We start from the raw sequence: 16,289 nt of genomic DNA, 5'->3' as shown, positions 1-16,289 counted from the left end.
ACTCTGCCCCTCCCCGACGCTCTTCCGATCTGGGGAGGGCCCCAGAGAACCGGTGAGGAACAAGAGCGGGGCGCCCGGCGCGCCGCCGACGCCGCGCCGGGCGCCCGAAGAGCAGGAGAGAGGCCCGATGCGAGAGCCCGGAGAGAGAAAAAGGGGGAGAACCCACCCCTTCCCACTCTCAACATATAGCGCACCGGGGGTCTTGCGGCAAGGCCCCCGGGATGGCGCACAATCGCAGGCCTCAGATCGGAGCTGATGCCATGAACCCCCTGACCACCAGCGCTTTTGACCTCCCCGAGCGGCTGTCCGCCAAGGCCGACCCCGCGCTCGTCGCGGCCGACGAGCGGCACTTCGCGGCGATCGCGGAGAGCCTGGCCCGGGCGATCGCCGAGCTCTCCGACCAGCTCGACGCCGTGCGCCGTGCCCCCGGGGGTGCCGGGCAGGCGGCGATGGACCGCGACCTCGAGGTGTACCGGCTGAGCGGCCGGCTGCGCGCCCTGCGCCGCTACGGCCTGGACCTGTGCCTGGGGCGCATCGTCGCCGAGGACGGCGCCGAGCCGCTGTACATCGGCCGGCTCGGGCTGACCGACAGCGAGGGTCGGCGGCTGCTGGTCGACTGGCGCTCGCCCGCCGCCGAGCCGTTCTTCGCGGCGACCCACGCGGACCCGATGGGCCTGGCGAGCCGCCGTCGCTACCGCTGGACCCGAGGCCGGATCTCCGACTACTGGGACGAGGTGTTCACCGCGGAGGGCCTCGCCGGGCATGCCGCGCTGGACGACCAGTCCGCGTTCATCGCCAGCCTGGGCGGCAACCGCTCGGCCCGGATGCGGGACGTGCTGGCCACCATCCAGGCCGACCAGGACGCGATCATCCGGGCCGGCTCGCGCGGCGCCCTGGTGGTCGACGGTGGCCCCGGCACCGGCAAGACGGTGGTGGCCCTGCACCGCTCCGCCTACCTGCTGTACGCCGACCCCCGCCTCGGCCACCGCCGTGGCGGGGTGCTGTTCGTCGGCCCGCACCAGCCCTACCTGAACTACGTCGCCGACGTCCTGCCCGGCCTCGGCGAGGAGGGCGTGCGCACCTGCACCCTGCGGGACTTGGTCCCCGAGGGTGCGGACGCGCCGGAGGAGGCGGACCGGGAGGTGGCGCGGCTGAAGTCCTCGGTGGAGCTGGTGCGGGCGATCGAGAAGGCCGTCCGGTTCTACGAGGAGCCGCCGACCGAGGAGTTGCTGGTCAGCACCCCCTGGGCGGACCTGCGGCTGAGTGCCCAGGACTGGGCCGAGGCCTTCGACGCCCCGGATCCGGGCACCCCGCACAACGAGGCGCGCGAGCAGATCTGGGACGAGCTGGTGGCGATCCTGCTGGACCGGCTGGAGCAGGACGAGGAGGAGGTCTCGCCCGAGCTGTTCCGTCGTGCGCTGCGGCAGGACCGGGAGCTGGTCGGCACACTCAACCGGGCGTGGCCGCTGCTGGAGGCGGCGGACCTGGTCGGCGACCTCTGGTCGGTGCCCGCCTACCTGCGGATGTGCGCGCCGCACCTCACCCCGGAGGAGGTCCGCGCGCTCCAGCGCAAGCACGCCCCGCAGGCGTGGACGGTCTCCGACCTGCCGCTGCTGGACGCGGCCCGGCAGCGGCTCGGGGACCGCGAGGCGACCCTGCGCCGGCAGCGCCGGCGTGCCTCGGCGGCCGCCGAGCGCGAGCGGATGGCGGACGTGATCGGCGACTTGATCCAGGCCGACGACGACGGCGAGGGCGTGGTCACGATGCTGCGCGGCCGGGACCTCCAGGACACCCTGGTCGACGAGGACGCGCTGCCCGCCGCCGACGCGGAGCCGCTGGCGGGCCCGTTCGCCCACATCGTGGTGGACGAGGCCCAGGAGCTGACCGACGCCGAGTGGCAGATGCTGCTGCGGCGCTGCCCGTCCCGGAGCTTCACCATCGTCGGGGACCGGGCCCAGGCCAGGCACGGCTTCGCCGAGTCGTGGCAGGAGCGGCTCGACCGGGTCGGCCTCGACCGCACCACGATGGCCTCGCTGAGCATCAACTACCGCACGCCGGCCGAGGTGATGGCGGAGGCCGAACCGGTCGTCCGGGCGGCGCTCCCGGACGCCAACGTGCCGACCTCGGTGCGCAGCAGCGGCCTGCCGGTGCGGCACGGTGCGGTGGCGGAGCTGCCGGCGGTCCTGGACTCCTGGCTCGCCGAGCACGACGAGGGCGTCGCCTGCGTCATCGGCGATCCGGGGTTCCGGGAGCGGCCGCGGGTCCGTTCGCTCACCCCGGAGTTGGCCAAGGGGCTGGAGTTCGACCTGGTGGTCCTGGTCGAACCGGAGGCGTTCGGTGACGGTGTCGAGGGCGCGGTCGACCGCTACGTCGCGATGACCAGGGCGACCCGTCAACTCGTCGTCCTGCACAGCCACTGACAGCTACTGACAGCCACTGACGGCCGCTGACGAGCGTGGGGGCGACCGGTGTCCGTACGGGCCGGAGGTCCCCCGGTCGGGTGACGGGGCTGTCGGCGGTCGGTGTACGCGGGCCAGACTGGGGCGATGGACGAGGACGAACCACTGGCGGCGTGGGCCGAGCGGCGGGAGCAACGGCTGCGGCCGGTGGGACAGTTGAGGGCGGTGCCGCTCGGTGGTGGGGGGCCGCGGGGTGCCCATGTGGGGCGGGACGGGCCACGGCTGATCGTGCGCTGGGACGGTTTCCAGTGGCTGCCGGAGACGGTGGCCGAGGACTACGCGGTCGCCCAGCGGATCCTGCACGGGATCGAGGGCGACGGCGTACGGCGGCCACCGTACGCAGCGCCGCGGCCGCGGAAGGCACCGGGGCGCCACCGCCGCCCGTAGCCACCGGGGCCACCAGGGCCACCGGGGCCGCCGGAGTCACACAAGCCACCGGGGCCGCACAAGCCGAGGGGCCCGGCGCACCCGCGCCGGGCCCCTCGACCCAACAGCCTTGCCCCACAGGTCAGTTGTGGGCGTGCAGGTCCGCGTTCAGGCCGCCCCAGGAGCCGGAGCGGGCGATGACCTCGACCGCGCCGGTCTGCGAGTTGCGGCGGAACAGCAGGTTGTCCTGGCCGGACAGCTCGACGGCCTTGGCCACCGTGCCGTCCGGGGTGGTGACCCGGGTGCCGGCGGTGACGTAGAGGCCGGCCTCGACGACGCAGTCGCTGCCGAGCGAGATCCCGATGCCCGCGTTGGCGCCGAGCAGGCAGCGCTCGCCGACGGAGACGACCTGCTTGCCGCCACCGGACAGGGTGCCCATGATCGAGGCGCCGCCGCCGATGTCGCTGTGGTCGCCGACGACGACGCCCGCGCTGATCCGGCCCTCGACCATCGAGGTGCCGAGGGTGCCGGCGTTGAAGTTGACGAAGCCCTCGTGCATCACGGTGGTGCCGGCGGCGAGGTGGGCGCCGAGCCGGACGCGGTCGGCGTGGGCGATGCGCACACCACTGGGGGCGACGTAGTCGGTCATCCGCGGGAACTTGTCGATCCCGTAGACGGCCAGCTGGCCGCCCTGGGCGCGGACGGCGAGGCGGGCCTGCTCGACCCGGTCGACCGGGACGGGGCCGATGCTGGTCCAGGCGACGTTGGCGAGCAGGCCGAAGATGCCGTCCAGGTTCAGGCCGTGCGGCCGGACCAGCCGGTGGCTGAGCAGGTGCAGGCGCAGGTACACGTCGTGGGTGTCGAGCGGCTTCTCGTCGAGCGAGGCGATGGTGGTGCGCACGGCGACCACCTCGACGCCGCGGCGGGCGTCGGCACGCAGCGCTTCGGCGGCGCCGGCGCCGAGCTCGGCCTCGGCCTGCTCGGCGGTCAGGCGCACGGTGCCGGCCGGGCCGGGTTCGGCGGCCGGCGCGGGGGCGGGGTACCAGGTGTCGAGGACGGTGCCGTCGGCGGCGATGGTGGCCAGGCCGGCGGCCACGGCGCCCTTGGTGAGGGAGGTGGATTCAGCAGTCACACCGTGCACGTTAACCAATGGGGGGCCCGGCCGCCGAACACGCCCATCGTCCGGACAGGCGGGTCGGACCCGCAGGCCGGCGCCGCGCGGGGCGGGAAAACCCGGTGCTCGGACGTCTCCCGCTGGGCAATACTCGGCCGGGTGTTCATGTCGATTTCCACTACCGGCAGCGCCGAGAGCCCGGCGACGGATCTCGGGTTCCTGCTGCACAAGCATCCCGGCAAGGTCCAGCGGTTCACGACGTCGCACGGTGAGGCCCACGTCTTCTACCCCCGGGCGGAGGACGAGGCCTGCACCGCGGCGCTGCTGCTGGACATCGACCCGATCGCGCTGGTCCGCAAGGGTCGGGGCGACGGCAGGGGGCGCGGCGGCTCGCCCGACTTCGCGCTCTCCCAGTACGTCAACGACCGCCCGTACGCCGCGTCCTCGCTGCTCGCGGTGACGTTGCGGACGGTGTTCCGGTCGGCGATGAAGGGCGCCTGCCCGGCCCGTCCGGAGCTGCCGGGGCTGGTCCGCCCGCTGCGGATCGAGCTGCCCGCGGTGCCCGCGAACGGTGCGGGCGAGGGCGGCGGTCCGGCGATGGTGGCCCGGCTGTTCGAGCCGCTGGGCTGGCGGGTGGAGGCGACGGCGGTCCCGCTGGACGAGGCCTTCCCGGAGTGGGGCGAGTCCCGCTACGTGCGGGTCGTGCTCGCCTCGGAGTCGGTGCGGCTGGCCGACGCGCTCCAGCAGCTGTACGTGCTGCTGCCGGTACTGGACGGTGCGAAGCACTACTGGGTCGCCCCGGACGAGGTGGACAAGCTGCTCGCCGCCGGTGAGGGCTGGTTGGCGGCGCACCCGGAGCGCGCCCTGATCACCCGCCGCTACCTGGCCCGGCGCTGGTCGCTGACCAGGGCCGCGATGGAGCGACTGGAGCTGGCCCGGCTGGCCGAGGCGGACGACCGCGAGGTCGAGGAGATCGACAACGCGGTCGACGACCGGCCCGAGGAGGAGGGGCAGGGGGCCGCCGGTCCCGTCCCGGGCGGGCAGGACGGCCGGCAGGAGCCCCGGCCGCCGTCCCTCGCCGAGCAGCGCCGCGCCGCGATCCTGGCCGCCCTGCGCGACGGCGGCGCGGCCCGGGTCGCCGATCTGGGCTGCGGCCAGGGCGAGTTGATCGGTGAGCTGATGAAGGACGCGCGGTTCACCGAGATCCTCGGGGTGGACGTGTCGGCGCGGGCGTTGCAGGCGGCGAGGCGCCGGCTGCACCTGGAGCGGCTGCCCGAGCGGCTGGCGGCGCGGGTGACGCTGGCGCAGGGTGCGCTGACGTACACCGATGCCCGGTTGAAGGGGTACGACGCGGCGGTGCTGTGCGAGGTGATCGAGCACCTGGACCTGCCGCGGCTGCCGGCCCTGGAGTACGCGGTGTTCGGCGCGGCCCGCCCGAGGACGGTGGTCGTCACCACGCCCAACGTCGAGTACAACGTCCGTTGGGAGAGCCTGCCGGCGGGCCGGACCCGGCACGCCGACCACCGCTTCGAGTGGTCGCGCGCCGAGTTCGGCGCCTGGGCGGGGAAGGTCGCGGCGGCGTACGGCTACACGGTGGAGCTGCGCCCGGTCGGCCCGGAGGACCCGGAGCTCGGCCCGCCGACCCAGCTCGCCCTGTTCCGCACCGCCACCGACGCCGCAACCACCACCGACGCCGCAACCACGACCGACACCCACGCCGTAACCGCCCCCGCCACCACCACCGACCCCGCAACCACCACCCCCGAAGGAGGCGAGACCCGATGACCGACGACGCGACCCACACTCCCGACCAGGCCCCCGCCCCCGACCACACCCCCGACCAGGCCCCCGCCCCCCGCCGCCTCCCCGTCACCGACGTCTCCCTCGTCGTCCTGATCGGCACCAGCGGCGCGGGCAAGTCCAGCTTCGCCCGCCGCCACTTCCTGCCCACCCAGGTGGTCTCCTCCGACTTCTGCCGCGGCCTGGTGTCCGACGACGAGAACGACCAGTCGGCGTCCGCCGAGGCCTTCGACCTCCTGCACTACATCGTCGGCAAGCGCCTGGCCGCCGGCCGCCTCACCGTGGTGGACGCGACCAACGTGCAGCCGGAGGCCCGCCGCCAGCTGGTGGCGATCGCCCGGGCGCACGACGTGCTGCCGATCGCGATCGTGCTGGACGTCCCGCCGGGGGTGTGCGCCGAGCGCAACCGCTCCCGCCCGGACCGCCAGCTGCCCGCGCACGTCGTCCCGCGCCAGCACCGCGAGCTGCGCAGGTCCCTCAAGGGCCTGGAGCGCGAGGGCTTCCGCAAGGTGCACGTGCTGCGCGGCGAGGCCGAGGTGGCGGCCGCCGTGATCGAGCTGGAGAAGCGCTACAACGACCTGCGCCACCTCACCGGCCCGTTCGACATCGTCGGTGACGTCCACGGCTGCCGCTCCGAGCTGGAGACCCTGCTGACCCGCCTCGGCTACACCCTGGCCCGGGACGCCGAGGGCCGCCCGGTCGACGCCGTCCACCCGGCGGGCCGCACGGCCGTGTTCGTCGGGGACCTGGTCGACCGCGGCCCGGACACCCCGGGTGTGCTGCGCCTGGTGATGGGCATGGTGGCGGCCGGTCACGCGATCTGCGTGCCGGGCAACCACGAGAACAAGCTGGGCCGGGCGATGGACGGCAAGAAGGTCACCGTCTCGCACGGCCTCCAGGAGTCGCTGGACCAACTGGCCGGGGAGAGCGAGGAGTTCCGGGCCGAGGTGCGCGCCTTCATGCGCGGCCTGGTCAGCCACTACCTGCTGGACGGCGGCGCCCTGGTGATCTGCCACGCCGGCCTGCCGGAGCGCTACCACGGCCGGGCCTCCGGCCGGGTGCGCTCGCACGCGCTGTACGGGGAGACCACCGGCGAGACCGACGAGTACGGCCTGCCGGTGCGCTACCCGTGGGCGGAGGAGTACCGGGGCCGGGCGTTGGTGGTCTACGGCCACACCCCGGTGCCGAGCGCGAGCTTCCTCAACAACACCATCTGCCTGGACACCGGCTGCGTCTTCGGCGGCAGCCTCACCGCGCTGCGCTACCCGGAGCGCGAGCTGGTGAGCGTCGACGCGGAGCGGGAGTGGTACGCCCCGGTGCGTCCGCTGCTGACCGACGCGCCGGGCGCCCGGGAGGGCCGTCCGCTGGACCTCGCCGACGTGGCGGGGCGCCGGGTGGTGGAGACCGCCCTGCACGGCCGGGTGGCGGTGCGGGAGGAGAACGCGGCGGCCGCGCTGGAGGTGATGAGCCGCTTCGCGCTGGACCCGCGGCTGCTCGCCTACCTGCCGCCGACCATGGCGCCGAGCCCGACCTCCCGCCGGGAGGGCTACCTGGAGCACCCGGAGGAGGCCTTCGCCGCGTACCGCGCGGACGGGGTCCGGCACCTGGTGTGCGAGGAGAAGCACATGGGCTCGCGCGCGGTGCTGCTGGTCGCCCGGGACGCCGCCGCGCTGGAGCGGCGCTTCGGGGTGGCCGGTCCGGGGGCGATCTGGACCAGGACCGGGCGGGCCTTCCTCGACGACGAGGAGCTGACCGACGCGGTCCTCGGCAGGGTCCGGTCGGCGGCCGAACGGTCGGGCCTGTTCGAGGAGTTGGGCAGTGACTGGCTGCTGCTGGACGCCGAGCTGATGCCGTGGTCGTTGAAGGCGGTGGAGCTGCTGCGCCGCCAGTACGCCGCGGTCGGCGCGGCGGCCGGCGCCGCCCTGCCGGAGGTGCTGTCGGCGCTGGAGCAGGCGGCCGCGCGTGGGCTGGAGCTCGGCGAGCTGACCGCCCGCCAGCGCCGCCGCGCCGCCGACGCCCGGGCGTTCACCGAGGCGTACCGGCGCTACTGCTGGCCGACCGAGGGCCTGTCGGGCATCCGGCTGGCGCCGTTCCAGCTGCTGGCGGCGGAGGGGGTGAACCTGGCGGTGCGCCCGCACGACGAGCACCTGGCCCTGATCGACCGCCTGGTCGCGGCCGACGACGGGGCGGCGCCGGTGCTGCACCGTACCGGCCGGGTCCTGGTGGACACCGGGGACGAGGCCTCGGTGGCGGCCGCCACCGCCTGGTGGGAGGAGCTGACGGCGGCGGGCGGCGAGGGCATGGTGGTCAAGCCGCTGGCCTCGGTGGTGCGGACGGTGCGGGGCGAGGGCCGCCCGGGCGGCCTGGTGCAGCCGGGTGTGAAGGTCCGCGGGCGGGAGTACCTGCGGATCGTCTACGGCCCGGACTACACCGAGCACCTGGAGCGGCTGCGGATGCGCTCGCTGGGCCACAAGCGGTCGCTGGCGCTGCGCGAGTACGCGCTGGGCCTGGAGGCGCTGGACCGGCTGGCGGCGGGGGAGCCGCTGTGGCGGGTGCACGAGCCGGTGTTCGCGGTGCTCGCCCTGGAATCGGAGCCGGTCGACCCCCGGTTGTAGGCGCGCCCCGGCTGTAGGCGCGCCCCGACTGTAGCCGCGCCCCAGCCGTGGGCGAAGGAGGGGAAGTCCCACCCGGGGCTTCCCCTCCTTCACCCCCATTCCGTATAGAAATTCCGAGCATCGTATACACTTGCCACTTTCCTCCCAGCCCCGTCACCCCAGGAGCCCGGCATGGCCTTCAACCTCCGGAACAGGCACTTCCTCAAGGAGCTCGATTTCACTCCCCAGGAGTTCCGCTTCCTGGTGGACCTCGCGGCCGGGCTCAAGGCCGCCAAGTATGCGGGCACCGAGCAGCCCCGGCTGCGCGGGAAGAACCTCGCGCTGATCTTCGAGAAGACCTCCACCCGCACCCGCTGCGCCTTCGAGGTGGCCGCGCACGACCAGGGCGCCACCACCACCTACCTGGACCCGTCCGGTTCGCAGATGGGCCACAAGGAGTCCGTCAAGGACACCGCCCGGGTGCTCGGCCGGATGTTCGACGGGATCGAGTACCGCGGCCACGGCCAGGAGATCGTCGAGGAACTGGCCGAGCACGCCGGCGTCCCGGTCTGGAACGGCCTGACCGACGAGTGGCACCCCACCCAGATGCTGGCCGACGTGCTCACCGTCACCGAGCACACCGCGAAGCCGCTCACCGAGGTCGCCCTCGCCTACCTCGGCGACGCCCGCTCCAACATGGGCAACTCGCTGCTGGTCACCGGCGCCCTGCTGGGCATGGACATCCGGATCGTCGCCCCGCGCGCCCTGTGGCCCGCCGAGGACGTGCAGAAGGCGGCGCAGGAGCTGGCCGGGCGCACCGGCGCCCGGATCACGCTGACCGAGGACGTGGCCGAGGGCGTGGCCGGCGCCGACTTCCTCTACACCGACGTCTGGGTCTCGATGGGCGAGCCCAAGGAGGTGTGGGCCGAGCGGATCGCGCTGCTCGAGCCGTACCAGGTGTCCATGGACACCGTCCGGGCCACCGGCAACCCGAACGTGAAGTTCCTGCACTGCCTGCCCGCCTTCCACGACCTCGGCACCGTGGTCGGGCGGCAGATGTACGAGGCGACCGGGATGACCGAGCTGGAGTGCACCGACGAGCTGTTCGAGTCGGCGCACTCCATCGTGTTCGACCAGGCCGAGAACCGCCTGCACACCATCAAGGCGGTCCTGGTCGCCACCCTCGGTTCGTGAGGGGCCGGCGCTACCGGTCCAGCTTGACGCAGCCCACCCGGTCGCCCGCCGCGTGCGGGCCGGCCGGGGTGCCCGCGTGCAGCACCAGCGAGCGTGCCTCGCCGGGCCGCGGCTGCCAGTCCACCGCGGTGGTGGCGGTGCCGCCGCCCCCGGCGTCGGTGCGCAGCACCAGCCGCAGCTCGTTGCGGTCGTTGGCGTACGCCGGGTCGGTGGACGGCTGCACCGGGTCGACCGCGTCCTGGTAGTGCGGCCCGGAGGCGGCCGGGTCGGCCCCGCAGGTGCCGGTGTGCAGGTGCACCGGGAATTCGTGGTCGGGGGCGAGCCCGGTGACCGTCAGGGTGAGCACCGTCCGCCCGGGCTCCGAGCGGTCGGTGACGATCCGGGCGTGCGAACCGTACGGGACGAGGTCCTGGGCGTAGCTGACCGCGGTCGGCGGGACGAAGGCGGTCGCCGGGTCGAAGGCCGCCTCCACGATCGAGACCGGCGGGGCGGCGGGGACGAGCAGGGCCAGCGGCAGCAGGGCGGCGGCGAGCGGAGCGGGCATCGGTCGGGCCTTCCACGGGCAGGGCGACGGTCACCCTGCTAACGCGGCCGGACCGCCCGGGACACTCTCGGGGTGAAGGTCAGCCGCCGAGCAGCAGCCCGGCGAGCAGCGAGGTGGCGTTGGCGGTGCCGGAGGCGATCCAGGGCAGCGGGTCGCGCGGGCGCAGCCCGGCGAGGGGGCACAGCAGCAGGGCCTCGGCGGCGCAGACCGCGATCTCGCTGAGTGCGAAGCCGGTCCAGTACGCTGCGGCGGGCCCGTCGGTCCAGTGCCGGAGGGTCCACCAGAGCAGCGAGTGGGTCACCAGGTTGACGAGCACGCCGGCGGCTGCCGCCCGCCGGGGGCGCACGGGCCCGATCCGGGTGAGGGCGGCCGTGTAGACGGGTGTCTCGGTCAGCAGGGTGAGGGCGAGGGCGACCGGGTAGCGCACGGCGGGGATCGTGCCACGGGGAGGGGGAGCATGGCGAGCACAGGGGTACGGGCGGGCGCCACGGCGGGGCCCTGGCCCGCGCCCGGTCCGGCGGTGCGGCTGGGCGGGGCGCCGTTCGCAGGTTTCGCGCTGGCGGCGGTGGTGGCGTTGGTGCTGGCGCTGCGCGCGCCGACGGGTCTGGCGGTGCTGGGGCTGGCGGTGTTCGGCCTGCTGCACAACGTGCTGGAGCTGCGCTACGTGGCGGGCCGGTTCGCGGCGGTGCTGGCCGGTCCGCTGGTGCGGCTGCTGCTGGTGCTGGTGACCGGGATCGTGGTGTGCCGGCTGCTGCCGGCGTCATGGCTGTCCCGGTCGGCGGAGATCCTGCTGGCGTACGGGCTGCTGGCGGCGGCCTGCCGGTACGGGCTGCGCGGCCGTCCGGTGCTGCTGGCGGTGGCGGGCGCGGGGCTGGTGGGTGCGGCTTCGGCCTCGCTGGCCTTCCCGGCGTACCACTTCGTGGTGCTGGCGCACCTGCACAACGTGGTGCCGCTGCTGTTCCTGGCGGAGTGGTCGCGCCGGCTGGCGCGGGGGCGTGCGGCGTTCCTGGTGCTGCAGTGCGGCTGGGTGCTGCTGGTGCCGGCGCTGTTGCTGAGCGGGTGGCTGGACGGCTGGCTGTCCCAGCGCCCGGGTGGCTGGACGGACCGGCTGGCGGCGGTCTACACCCCGCCGGGCTGGCTGACGCCGCAGGTGGGGCTGCGTTTCCTGGCGGTGTTCGCCTTCCTGCAGTCGATGCACTACGTGGTGTGGGTGTGGTTCCTGCCGCGGCACGCGCCGGAGGCGGCGGAGCGGTTCGACGCCCGGGTGCCGGGTCTGCGGGGCGGCCGGGCGTGGGCGCTGGGGGTGGCGGCGGGCGGGCTGCTGGCCGTGTTGTTCGCCGTGGATTACGCCCAGGGCCGCTCGGTGTACGCGGCGTTGGCGAGTTACCACGCGTATCTGGAGTTCCCGGTGCTGCTGGTGCTGCTGCTCGGCCTGGGCGAGGGCCGAGGCCTGGGCGAAGGTCGGGGCCGCTTCCGGGCCCGACCCCCGGACCCGGAGGCGGACCGGGTGCGGACCGGAGGAAAGGAGGTGAAGGTATGAGGACGACGACCCTGCTGGCCGACGTCGCTCCCGAGCCGATCAGCGGTTCCGGCGGTGAGCTGGTGGCGGTGCTGCTGGTGGCCGCCGCGATCGTGGCGGGGGCGGTCTGGCTGATCCGGCTGGAGCGCAAGCGCCGCGGCCCGGACGGCCGCTGACCTGCGCCGAAACGCGTCGGGGCATGCCTGCGGTGGTGATCACGGCGGCATGCACTAAGGTTTATCTCGACATCGAGATAACTGCCCCTTACGATATATCTCGACATCAAGATACTTGCCGAGAGGCGCTCACCGGCGATGCGGCAAGGTAAGCCTAAGTAAGGCTGACCTTACCAGCGTGGCGGCCGGATATCGCACGAAGCACCCAGAAGGAGTCAGTCGTGTCCGCGAACAGCTTCGACGCCCGCAGCTCGCTGCAGGTGGGCGACGAGTCGTACGAGATCTTCAAGCTCTCCGCCGTCGAGGGTTCCGAGCGGCTGCCCTACAGCCTCAAGGTGCTGCTGGAGAACCTGCTCCGCACGGAGGACGGCGCGAACATCACCGCCGACCACATCCGCGCGCTCGGCAGCTGGGACGAGAACGCCCAGCCGAGCCAGGAGATCCAGTTCACGCCCGCCCGCGTGATCATGCAGGACTTCACCGGCGTCCCCTGCGTGGTCGACCTGGCCACCATGCGCGAGGCCGTCAAGGAGCTGGGCGGCGACCCGGCCAAGATCAACCCGCTGGCCCCGGCCGAGCTGGTCATCGACCACTCGGTCATCGCCGACAAGTTCGGCACCAAGGACGCGTTCACCCAGAACGTCGAGATCGAGTACGGCCGCAACAAGGAGCGCTACCAGTTCCTGCGCTGGGGCCAGACCGCCTTCGACGAGTTCAAGGTCGTCCCGCCGGGCACCGGCATCGTCCACCAGGTGAACATCGAGCACCTGGCCCGCACCGTCATGGTCCGGGGCGGCCAGGCCTACCCGGACACCTGCGTCGGCACCGACTCGCACACCACCATGGTCAACGGCCTGGGCGTGCTGGGCTGGGGCGTCGGCGGCATCGAGGCCGAGGCGGCCATGCTCGGCCAGCCGGTCTCCATGCTGATCCCGCGCGTCGTCGGCTTCAAGCTGACCGGCGAGCTGCCGGCCGGCACCACCGCCACCGACCTGGTGCTCACCATCACCGAGATGCTGCGCAAGCACGGTGTGGTCGGCAAGTTCGTCGAGTTCTACGGCGACGGCATCGGCGCCATCCCGCTGGCCAACCGCGCCACCATCGGCAACATGTCGCCGGAGTTCGGCTCGACCTGCGCGATCTTCCCGATCGACGCCGAGACCATCAACTACCTCAAGCTCACCGGCCGCGACGAGCAGCAGCTCGCCCTGGTCGAGGCGTACGCCAAGGAGCAGGGCCTCTGGCACAACCCGGCGCACGAGCCGGTCTACTCGGAGTACCTGGAGCTGGACGTCTCCACCGTCGTCCCGTCGATCTCCGGCCCGAAGCGCCCGCAGGACCGCGTGATCCTGGCCGAGGCCGCCGAGCGGTTCGCCGAGGCGCTGCCGACCTACTCCGCCGAGGCCTCGAAGCCGACCGCCGTCACCGCCCCCGACGGCTCGACCTACGAGATCGACAACGGCGCGGTCGTGATCGCCTCGATCACCTCCTGCACCAACACCTCCAACCCCTCCGTCATGCTGGGCGCCGCCCTGCTGGCGAAGAAGGCCGTGGAGAAGGGCCTGACGGTCAAGCCCTGGGTCAAGACCACCCTGGCGCCCGGCTCCAAGGTCGTCATGGACTACTACGAGAAGGCCGGCCTGCTCCCGTACATGGAGAAGCTGGGCTTCAACCTGGTCGGCTACGGCTGCGTCACCTGCATCGGCAACTCGGGCCCGCTGCCCGAGGAGGTCTCGGCCGCCGTCAACGAGGCCGACCTCGCGGTCGTCTCGGTGCTCTCCGGCAACCGCAACTTCGAGGGCCGGATCAACCCCGACGTCAAGATGAACTACCTGGCCTCCCCGCCGCTGGTGGTCGCCTACGCCCTCGCCGGCAACATGAACGTCGACATCACCAAGGACGCCCTGGGCCAGGACGCTGACGGCAACGACGTCTTCCTCGCCGACATCTGGCCGACCGAGCAGGAGGTCGCCGACACCGTCGCCGGCTCCATCGACGAGGCGATGTTCGACAAGGGCTACCAGGACGTCTTCGCCGGTGACCACCGCTGGCAGTCGCTCCCGGTCCCGACCGGCAACACCTTCGAGTGGGACGCCGAGTCCACCTACGTCCGCAAGCCCCCGTACTTCGAGGGCATGGCCAAGACCCCGAGCCCGGTGACCGACATCGCCGGCGCCCGCGTCCTGGCCAAGCTGGGCGACTCGGTCACCACCGACCACATCTCCCCGGCCGGCAACATCAAGCCGGGCACCCCGGCGGCGCAGTACCTGACCGCCAACGGTGTCGAGAAGCGTGACTTCAACTCCTACGGCTCGCGCCGTGGCAACCACGAGGTCATGATCCGCGGCACCTTCGCCAACATCCGTCTGCGCAACCAGATCGCGCCGGGCACCGAGGGCGGCTACACCCGCGACTTCACCCAGGCCGACGCCCCGGTGTCGTTCATCTACGACGCCTCGCAGAACTACCAGGCCGCCGGCATCCCGCTGGTCGTCCTGGCGGGCAAGGAGTACGGCTCCGGCTCGTCCCGCGACTGGGCCGCCAAGGGCACCGCGCTGCTCGGCGTCAAGGCCGTCATCGCCGAGTCCTACGAGCGCATCCACCGCTCGAACCTGATCGGCATGGGCGTCCTGCCGCTGCAGTTCCCGGAGGGCGAGAACGCCGAGTCCCTCGGCCTGACCGGCGAGGAGACCTTCTCCATCACCGGCGTGACCGAGCTCAACGAGGGCCGCACCCCGAAGACCGTCAAGGTCAAGGCCGGTGACAAGGAGTTCGACGCGGTCGTCCGCATCGACACCCCCGGTGAGGCGGACTACTACCGCAACGGCGGCATCCTGCAGTACGTGCTGCGCTCGCTGATCGGCTGAGCTCCGCGCTAGCGCCCGAAGGGGCCGGACCGCACCACGCGGTCCGGCCCTTTTGCATGCTGCACCGGAAGCGGACGTCCCCTTGTGCGGTCGGCCGTCGATGGACTAAACCTCTGTGCCATCTGGTCCAGACCATTTGACGCCGCCTCAGAGAACGGGTCCGGTATGCCCACTCGCGCCTCAGCCCTGCTCGCCGCCACCACCGTCGCCGCCCTGCTCGCCGCCCTGCTCGTCGCCCCGCTCGTCGCCCCCACCGCCGCGAACGCCGCGAACGCCGCGCAGAGCGGCCACCACGGGCCCGGACCGAAGGGCCAGCGGGTCGGCTACTTCACCCAGTGGGGCGCCGACAGCTCCGCCAAGCGCGTCCAGGACTCGGGCCAGGCCGCCAGGCTGACCGTGATCAACTACGCCTTCGGCAACGTCTCCGCGGACGGCACCTGCTTCGAGAGCAACGACTCCGGCCAGGGCGACGCCCACGACGACTACCAACGCGCCTTCTCCGCCGCCGAGTCGGTGGACGGCGTCGCCGACGCCCCCGGCCAGCGGCTCAAGGGCCACCTCAACCAGCTGCGCAAGCTCAAGGCGAAGAACCCGCAGCTGCGCACGGTCATCTCGCTGGGCGGCTGGAGCTGGTCCAAGTACTTCTCGGACGCGGCCGCCACCGACGCCGCCCGCAAGAAGTTCGTCTCCTCCTGCATCGACCTCTACCTCAAGGGCGACCTCCCGGTCCTGCCCGGCTCCCCGGAGGGCGGCGCGGGCGCGGCCGCCGGCGTCTTCGACGGCATCGACATCGACTGGGAGTACCCGGGCGGCGGCGGGGACGCCGGCAACGTGGTCCGCCCCGAGGACGGCCGCAACTACACCCTGCTGATGGCCGAGTTCCGCCGCCAACTCGACGCGCTGAGCGGCCGGAAGGGCAGGCACTACCTGCTCACCGCCGCCGTCGCCGCCAACGAGACGGTCGCCGACCGGCTCGAACTGCCCGAGCTGAGCCGGTCGGTGGACTGGCTCAACCTGATGACCTATGACCTGCACGGCCCCTGGGAGGGCAAGGGCCCGACCAACCACCAGGCCAACCTCTACTCGGACCCGGCCGACCCGGACGCCCGGCAGCGCAGCGCGGACGCCGCCGTCACCCACTACCAGGAGCGCGGCCTGCCCTCCCGGCAGCTCGTCCTCGGTGCCCCGCTGTACGGCCACGGCTGGACGGGCGTCGCCCCCGGCGGGCGCGGCGGCCTCCACCAGGGCGCCACCGCCGCCGCCCCCGACCACTCCTACGCCGAGCTCAACGCGCTGCCCGGCACGGTGTACCTGGACCGTGACCACGGCGCGTCCTGGAAGTACGACGGCTCCACCTTCTACAGCTACGACACCGCCGAGGTGCTCACCCAGAAGGCCCGCTACGCGCGCTGGAACGACCTGGCCGGGGTGATGGTCTGGTCCCTGGACGGCGACGACGCCAAGGGCAGCGCGATCGCCGCCCTCGACCGGGGCCTGCGCCGGGACTGACCCTCCCTGCGCCGGGACTGACCCCGGCCGCAGCCTCGAACCGGCACCGGCCCGGCACCGGACCGGCCCCGAACCCGCACCGACCCGGCACCGACCGGAATGCCGGAGGGGCCCGCCGACACGCGGTCGGCGGGCCCCTCCGGGTGG

General features: G+C 73.2%; 12 protein-coding genes. 9 read left to right on the top strand and 3 right to left on the bottom strand.

The window, feature by feature from the left end; translation table 11 throughout:
* Positions 1-260 precede the first annotated feature (260 nt).
* Positions 261-2,420 carry an RNA polymerase recycling motor ATPase HelR gene (gene helR / locus AB0F71_RS37830; RefSeq protein ID WP_360245138.1) on the top strand — a complete coding sequence of 720 codons (2,160 nt, stop codon included), beginning with the start codon at positions 261-263 and terminating at the stop codon, positions 2,418-2,420.
* Positions 2,421-2,546: 126 nt separating this feature from the next.
* Complete coding sequence (locus tag AB0F71_RS37825) at positions 2,547-2,846, top strand: DUF6087 family protein (protein WP_360245135.1); 300 nt, start codon at positions 2,547-2,549, stop codon at positions 2,844-2,846.
* A gap of 121 nt (positions 2,847-2,967) precedes the next feature.
* Here AB0F71_RS37825 and dapD read toward each other — a convergent pair whose 3' ends face one another.
* The gene (gene dapD / locus AB0F71_RS37820) at positions 2,968-3,957 is read right to left on the bottom strand and encodes a 2,3,4,5-tetrahydropyridine-2,6-dicarboxylate N-succinyltransferase (protein WP_360245132.1); all 990 of its coding nucleotides are present in this window, start codon (positions 3,955-3,957) and stop codon (positions 2,968-2,970) included.
* 141 nt (positions 3,958-4,098) lie between these two features.
* On the opposite strand from dapD, the gene AB0F71_RS37815 reads away from it, so the two are divergent.
* The 3 genes from AB0F71_RS37815 to argF all read left to right on the top strand — a co-directional run bounded on the left by AB0F71_RS37815 (position 4,099) and on the right by argF (position 9,527).
* Positions 4,099-5,724, top strand: coding sequence for a 3' terminal RNA ribose 2'-O-methyltransferase Hen1 (locus tag AB0F71_RS37815; protein ID WP_360245129.1), 1,626 nt, complete (start codon positions 4,099-4,101; stop codon positions 5,722-5,724).
* On the top strand, positions 5,721-8,354 hold the full coding sequence (locus tag AB0F71_RS37810) for a polynucleotide kinase-phosphatase (protein ID WP_360245126.1): 2,634 nt from the start codon (positions 5,721-5,723) through the stop codon (positions 8,352-8,354). The genes AB0F71_RS37815 and AB0F71_RS37810 overlap by 4 nt, the downstream gene beginning before the upstream one ends.
* 171 nt (positions 8,355-8,525) lie before the next feature.
* Positions 8,526-9,527, top strand: a complete 1,002-nt coding sequence (gene argF / locus AB0F71_RS37805) for an ornithine carbamoyltransferase (protein WP_360245123.1) — start codon at positions 8,526-8,528, stop codon at positions 9,525-9,527.
* 10 nt (positions 9,528-9,537) lie between these two features.
* Here argF and AB0F71_RS37800 read toward each other — a convergent pair whose 3' ends face one another.
* Entirely contained in the window at positions 9,538-10,071 is a 534-nt protein-coding gene (locus AB0F71_RS37800) for a superoxide dismutase family protein (RefSeq protein ID WP_360245120.1), read from the bottom strand.
* Between the two features lie 79 nt (positions 10,072-10,150).
* Positions 10,151-10,498 carry a hypothetical protein gene (locus AB0F71_RS37795; RefSeq protein ID WP_360245117.1) on the bottom strand — a complete coding sequence of 116 codons (348 nt, stop codon included), beginning with the start codon at positions 10,496-10,498 and terminating at the stop codon, positions 10,151-10,153.
* A 30-nt stretch (positions 10,499-10,528) separates the two neighbouring features.
* Between AB0F71_RS37795 and AB0F71_RS37790 the strand changes: the two genes are divergently transcribed.
* From AB0F71_RS37790 to AB0F71_RS37775, 4 genes are all read left to right on the top strand, one after another.
* On the top strand, positions 10,529-11,611 hold the full coding sequence (locus tag AB0F71_RS37790) for a hypothetical protein (protein ID WP_360245114.1): 1,083 nt from the start codon (positions 10,529-10,531) through the stop codon (positions 11,609-11,611).
* Positions 11,608-11,766 carry a hypothetical protein gene (locus AB0F71_RS37785; RefSeq protein ID WP_360245111.1) on the top strand — a complete coding sequence of 53 codons (159 nt, stop codon included), beginning with the start codon at positions 11,608-11,610 and terminating at the stop codon, positions 11,764-11,766. Before AB0F71_RS37790 ends, AB0F71_RS37785 begins: the two co-directional genes overlap by 4 nt.
* Positions 11,767-11,987: 221 nt before the next feature.
* On the top strand, positions 11,988-14,633 hold the full coding sequence (gene acnA, locus AB0F71_RS37780; protein WP_360245108.1) for an aconitate hydratase AcnA: 2,646 nt from the start codon (positions 11,988-11,990) through the stop codon (positions 14,631-14,633).
* A 165-nt stretch (positions 14,634-14,798) separates the two neighbouring features.
* Entirely contained in the window at positions 14,799-16,142 is a 1,344-nt protein-coding gene (locus AB0F71_RS37775; RefSeq protein ID WP_360245105.1) for a glycoside hydrolase family 18 protein, read from the top strand.
* Positions 16,143-16,289 lie beyond the last annotated feature (147 nt).

The sequence above is a fragment of the Kitasatospora sp. NPDC028055 genome, from assembly GCF_040637885.1.
GTDB lineage: Bacteria > Actinomycetota > Actinomycetes > Streptomycetales > Streptomycetaceae > Kitasatospora.
This window is presented reverse-complemented; position numbering and strand designations above follow the sequence as displayed.

Coding starts and splice junctions, on each gene's coding strand:
- helR (WP_360245138.1), top strand. CDS start 261: ATGAACCCCCTGACCACCAGCGCTTTTGACCTCCCCGAGCGGCTGTCC.
- AB0F71_RS37825 (WP_360245135.1), top strand. CDS start 2,547: ATGGACGAGGACGAACCACTGGCGGCGTGGGCCGAGCGGCGGGAGCAA.
- AB0F71_RS37810 (WP_360245126.1), top strand. CDS start 5,721: ATGACCGACGACGCGACCCACACTCCCGACCAGGCCCCCGCCCCCGAC.
- argF (WP_360245123.1), top strand. CDS start 8,526: ATGGCCTTCAACCTCCGGAACAGGCACTTCCTCAAGGAGCTCGATTTC.
- AB0F71_RS37800 (WP_360245120.1), bottom strand. CDS start 10,071: ATGCCCGCTCCGCTCGCCGCCGCCCTGCTGCCGCTGGCCCTGCTCGTC.
- AB0F71_RS37790 (WP_360245114.1), top strand. CDS start 10,529: ATGGCGAGCACAGGGGTACGGGCGGGCGCCACGGCGGGGCCCTGGCCC.
- AB0F71_RS37785 (WP_360245111.1), top strand. CDS start 11,608: ATGAGGACGACGACCCTGCTGGCCGACGTCGCTCCCGAGCCGATCAGC.
- AB0F71_RS37775 (WP_360245105.1), top strand. CDS start 14,799: ATGCCCACTCGCGCCTCAGCCCTGCTCGCCGCCACCACCGTCGCCGCC.